The following is a 5112-nucleotide window of genomic DNA, read 5'->3' as shown; positions in this document are numbered from 1 at the left end:
GAGATTATATGATATTCATGTCACTGCAAAGTTGTTGCTATACTATGCCTGAACCAGTTTTTGTAGGCTTAACTGAGGAAAATAGGTTGAATGCTGCTTGCAGAACCTCTTCCGCTATTATGCGGCGCTTTGTACCGAATGCGTCAGTCTTTGATCAACATGACACTGGACACCGTTGGCGTATACAGAACAACAGCGATTTATCGTGAATGCCCGGCCTGTTTGTGCCTATCAGTGGCAAGTACCGTATAGAGCGACGGAACGACAAAAAGGGTAAACACCGTACCGATAGCCATACCGACGCCAAGGGTAAAACTGATGGCAAACCGGCTCTCGGCACCCGGACCGCTGGCGGCTACCAGCAGGGGAATCAGGCCGAACAGGGTTGCCAGTGTAGTCATGAGAATCGAGCGCAGTCGCAGAGAAGCGGCTTTTTCCATCGCTTCGCGCCGGTTAAGCGTTTCCTTCAGTTGCAAATCATTGGCAAACTCCACAAGCAGTATGCCATGCCGTATGATCGAACCAACCAGCGCCAGCAAACCGATCTGCGTATAGATGTTAACGCTCACGACGCCGAATGCAAAAAAGATCAGAGCGCCCGCCAGAGACATCGGCACACTGACCAGCATGACGGCGGGATCACGGAAGCTGTTGTACTGAGCAGACAGAGTCAGATACATAAACATTACGGCCAGCGCAAAGGAAAACAACAATGCCGAACCTTCGGTAACGTATTGCCGCGACTCGCCGGTCCAGTCAGTCATGTAGTTGCCGGGCAGCAATGTATCCGCCTGTTGCTGCAGATACTCAACTGCGTGACCCAGTGTAATACCGGGCACGGGAACGGCCGACAGCGTAGCGGAATTGAGCTGATTGAAACGTAACAGCTGGCGGGGCTCCACCCGCTGAGTCAGTGTTGCGATAGCAGAAAGCGGGATCAGCTCTTTTTCATCGCTGGCAATGTAATAGTCCATCAATTGCTCCGCCTGAAGGCGGTACTGTCGCTCCACTTGCGGCACGACACGGTAGCTGCGACCGTCAAAACTGAAAAAATTGACATAGTTGTTCGACAGCATGGTTGCCAGATCGTCGCCCAGATGGCGCATATCAATCCCGACAGCAGCTGCTTTGTCGCGGTCGATGTCAATACGGTATTGCAGGCGGTCAAACTTTAAATCAGACTGAATGTAGGTAAACAAGCCGCTTTGCCGCGCTTGTCGGGCGAGAGCTTCGGCGTTGGCAAAGACGGCCATTGGATCGTCAATGGCACTGATAATGAACTGCACCGGTGTGCCTCCGGTTGCGCCGGGCAGTGACGGCAACGAAATCACCGCAGCCTGCAAGCCCGGATTTTGTGCGGCCAGCTGTTGTACTTGCGGCTGGAGTTCCATCTGTGTCTGATCGCGCTTGCTCCAGTCCTTGAGCGACAGACCACCAAGGGCGCTGGCACTGCTGCCGTTTTGCGGGCCGATATTATTCATCATAAAGACATGTTCGATGTCCCGAAACCGCCCGACATTGTCTGCCAGCAACGAAGTCCATCGTTCGAGTTGATCGATGGACATATTCGGGTCACCTTGCGCTGTTACCATCAAAAACCCGTCATCTTCCACGGGGGCCAGTTCGCGCTCGGAGACTGTGTACAGAAAATAAACGCTGATCAGTATCAGGCCGCCGATTCCGAGCACCAGCCAGTGTCTGTCCAGCGTTTTGCTGAGCAGCGTGTGATAACTGTCTGAAACGCTTTTAAAAGCACTGTCGACCCATTGGGTGCTGCGTCTGCGTTTCATATTGTGCTGCAACAGTTTCGCGCACATCATCGGTGACAGCGTTAACGCAATCACGCCGGAAACCAGTGTTGCGCCTGCAACCGTATAGGCAAACTCGGTAAATAATGTACCTGTCAGACCGCCCATCAGGCCGATAGGCGCAAAGACCGCGAGCACCACGATGTTCATCGCAACAATTGAGCCTGAGAGCTCATCTGCAGTTTGCTTGGCGGCTTCATTCGGCGTTGCGCCGGCTTCAATATGCCGCATCGCATTTTCCGCTATGACGATACCGTCATCAACCACCGTTCCGATTGCAAGAATCAGTGCCAGCAGGGTAAGCAGATTAATGCTGTAGCCCAGCATTTGCATAATGAAGAATGCGCCAATAATCGCCAGTGGCATTGCTATACCGGGAACGAGTGCCGAACGCAGCGCGCCCAGAAAGAAAAAAATAACAACAGTGACAATGAGCAGCGCCTCGATCAGCGCATCAATGACTTCGTTGATCGAATCTTCGATAGCAACCGTACTGTCGTAGACAATAATGCCTTCAAGTGCTGCTGGCAGTTGCGCATAAATATCCGGCAGCAGTGCTTTCACACCTCCGACAGCATCCAGCAGATTTGCCGTTGGTGTGACGGACACGCCGACAAAAACGACCGTGCGGTCGTTGAACATAACGGAGCTCTCATAATTTTCCGCACCAAGGCTGACCTGCGCCACATCGCTTAAGCGGATGATCGAACCCTCTTCTTCCCGTATTACCATGTTGCGAAAAGCGTCGACCGATTCCAGATCCGTGCTTGTCTCCAGAGAAATCGACAGCACCGATCCTTTGGTGTTGCCGATAGCGGCGAGAAAATTATTATCGGCAAGCACGTCTCTTACTTCAGATGCAGAGATTCCCAACGCAGCCATTTTTCGTGAATCAAGCCAGACACGCAAGGCGATTGACTGGGCACCTAGAATTTCAGCTTCCTGAACGCCCTGCAGCGTTTCCAGGCGCGGACGAACAGCCCGGGTCAGATAATCGCTGATCTGTGTCGCATCCAGTACATCGCTGAAAAAAGCCAGATACATGGCCGCCTGATCGCTGCCGGTGCTGACGGTGACAATCGAATTTTCCGCACTTTGCGGCAGCTGGTTGCGAACCTGCTGTATTTTGGTCAGAATCTGAGCGACCGCGTCATTCGGATCATAATTCAGTACCAGCCGTACGGTAATGACGCTTTGTCCCTGACTGCTTGCACTTTTCAAATACTCGATGCCGTCCATCGTTGCGATGGCCTGTTCCAGTGGCGTTGTTATGAAACCGCGAACAAGTTCCGCGTCGGCTCCGATATATGGCGTGACAACTGTCAGTGTGGTGGTGACGGTTTCCGGATATTGTCGTACGTTTAACTGCATCATCGCCTGTATACCCAGCAACGCAATAACCAGGCTGATAACGGTCGCTTGTACCGGTTTATCAATAAACTGCTGCAGCATACTCATGGTTTCACCGGCCTCGGTTCTGCAGCACGCAGAACGTCATCATCGGAAATAATGATTGAAGCACCTTCATCAATTTTTATCTGACCTGCGGTAACGACACGATCACCCGCTCCGACGCCTTTCACGACTTCTACCATCAGTCCGCGTTTTTCACCGGTTTTAATGAATCCCCGCTCAGCTATTAGGGCTGACGGATATTTCTGCGCTAATGCAGAATCCTGGGATTGATTCCGGTCTGCTGACGCGGGCGCTACTGCCGTACCAATGCTGGAGAGACCGGTTTGTTGCGCCGATTGACGCACAAAAAAGACGGTTTCTCCATAAGCATTGAAAGTGACCGCACTTGCTGGAATGGCTACCACTGGCCGTTGCGTTCCCATATCGATGGTAACATCCGCAAACATACCGGGTTGCAAGTGTGTCTCGTTGTTGGGCAGCAGCGCCTGAACTGCGAAATTGCGTGTTTTTTCCGAAACTTTGGGATTAATCGCACTGATTTTTCCTTTGAATATTTGCGTCGGATAGGCCGCTACCAGTACTTCGACTGTCTGTCCCGGATAAACTTTCGCAAAGGTATGTTCCGGCAAGGTAAAGTTTACAAAAATCGGAGAAATTGACTGCAACGTCACGATTGGCGTTCCCGGTGAAATCAATTCACCCGGACTGATCTGCCGAATACCCAGCTTACCCGCGAAGGGAGCACGAATGGTTTTTTTACTTATGTGCGCACGCTGTTCTTCAACCTGCGCCTTGAGGTTTTTTGTATCAGTCGTCGTTTGCTGCAATGCAGCTTCTGAAATGAAACCCCTGTCGACAAGTTGGCGCGCGCGGTGTTCATCGCTGCGCGCTTTCTCGAGCTGTGCCTCGAGCGACCTGAGTTCGGCGTATTCGGTGCTGGTATCAAGTTTAACAAGAAGATCGTCCTTTTCGACATTAGCGCCGGCATTGAAATCAATTTCAGCCACTTTGCCAGCGACTTCGGTAGTTACGTCGATACCCTGTATTGCCTGAACGGTACCGACTGACCTCAATTGCGAACGCCAGTACTGCTGTTCAGCCGTAGCTGCAGTCACCACTGCCGGCTGGGTCCCCCGCCGGTTTCCGGATTGTCCATCATCCCCGGTCGCAAAATAATCATAGAAAAAATAACCCGCCAGCACGAGAAAGAATCCGCTGCTAACCCAGATGACAATGCTGCGCCTGAAAGACATAAGGTCCCCGATTCTCGTATTGTCGTATTTGTAATTAAGCGTCAAATCTATTCATTAATTATCTTCTTTACTTCCCGCAATAATTCTGCCAAATGCACATCTTCGTTAATCTGCCGCTCAAATCCAGCGATTAAAACTGACACACTGCCATAGTGACTGAAACCAAACCGTGTTGCAATCTCGCTCAATGACAACCCTGCAGGTTTACGTAACAATAAACCGGAAACCTCCAAAAATTCTGCGAAAAATGCCAATTGGCCCAGTGCCGTTGCACTGCCGCTTTCATCCCAGCTTACATGAAATCGCTCGCCAGGCGTTGATAAACGGAATTCCTTTGCACTTTGATTCATCTCCTGTACAGCAATATTCACTGTTTTTACCAGCTCTCTTTGCTCAAACTCCATTTCACCCATTGGGTGACTCCTATTTTTAATCCGAAAACCTTGACATTACTATGCTTGAGCCAGTTTTTGTAGGCTTAACTGAGGAAAATAGGTTAAAACACAGTGGCATTGTCGAGGTTCCAAAAGAGCTTGTAAAGTTTCGGAGTCATCGTGGCAGGATACCAAGGAAACTAACCAAACCAGCACTACTATAGCAACAACTTTGCAGTGACAGGAATATCATGTAATCTT

3 protein-coding genes are annotated in these 5112 nt (G+C 50.7%); all 3 read right to left on the bottom strand.

What is annotated here, in order from left to right:
• Nucleotides 1–200: 200 nt before the first annotated feature.
• The 3 genes from BMY60_RS14570 to BMY60_RS14560 are packed head-to-tail and all read right to left on the bottom strand — an operon-like array spanning nucleotide 201 to nucleotide 4890.
• Nucleotides 201–3266 carry an efflux RND transporter permease subunit gene (locus BMY60_RS14570; protein ID WP_090334608.1) on the bottom strand — a complete coding sequence of 1022 codons (3066 nt, stop codon included), beginning with the start codon at nucleotides 3264–3266 and terminating at the stop codon, nucleotides 201–203.
• Nucleotides 3263–4477, bottom strand: a complete 1215-nt coding sequence (locus BMY60_RS14565) for an efflux RND transporter periplasmic adaptor subunit (protein WP_143057474.1) — start codon at nucleotides 4475–4477, stop codon at nucleotides 3263–3265. Before BMY60_RS14565 ends, BMY60_RS14570 begins: the two co-directional genes overlap by 4 nt.
• 47 nt (nucleotides 4478–4524) lie before the next feature.
• The gene (locus BMY60_RS14560; protein ID WP_090334605.1) at nucleotides 4525–4890 is read right to left on the bottom strand and encodes a hypothetical protein; all 366 of its coding nucleotides are present in this window, start codon (nucleotides 4888–4890) and stop codon (nucleotides 4525–4527) included.
• Nucleotides 4891–5112 lie beyond the last annotated feature (222 nt).

The organism is Nitrosomonas sp. Nm51, from assembly GCF_900111165.1.
Classification (GTDB): domain Bacteria; phylum Pseudomonadota; class Gammaproteobacteria; order Burkholderiales; family Nitrosomonadaceae; genus Nitrosomonas.
Note: the sequence above shows the minus strand (reverse complement) of the source record. Positions and strands in the feature narration are given on the sequence as shown.

Bases quoted from the DNA above. Each gene is read 5' to 3' on its own strand.
- BMY60_RS14570 (WP_090334608.1), bottom strand. From the start codon at position 3,266: ATGAGTATGCTGCAGCAGTTTATTGATAAACCGGTACAAGCGACCGTT.
- BMY60_RS14565 (WP_143057474.1), bottom strand. From the start codon at position 4,477: ATGTCTTTCAGGCGCAGCATTGTCATCTGGGTTAGCAGCGGATTCTTT.
- BMY60_RS14560 (WP_090334605.1), bottom strand. From the start codon at position 4,890: ATGGGTGAAATGGAGTTTGAGCAAAGAGAGCTGGTAAAAACAGTGAAT.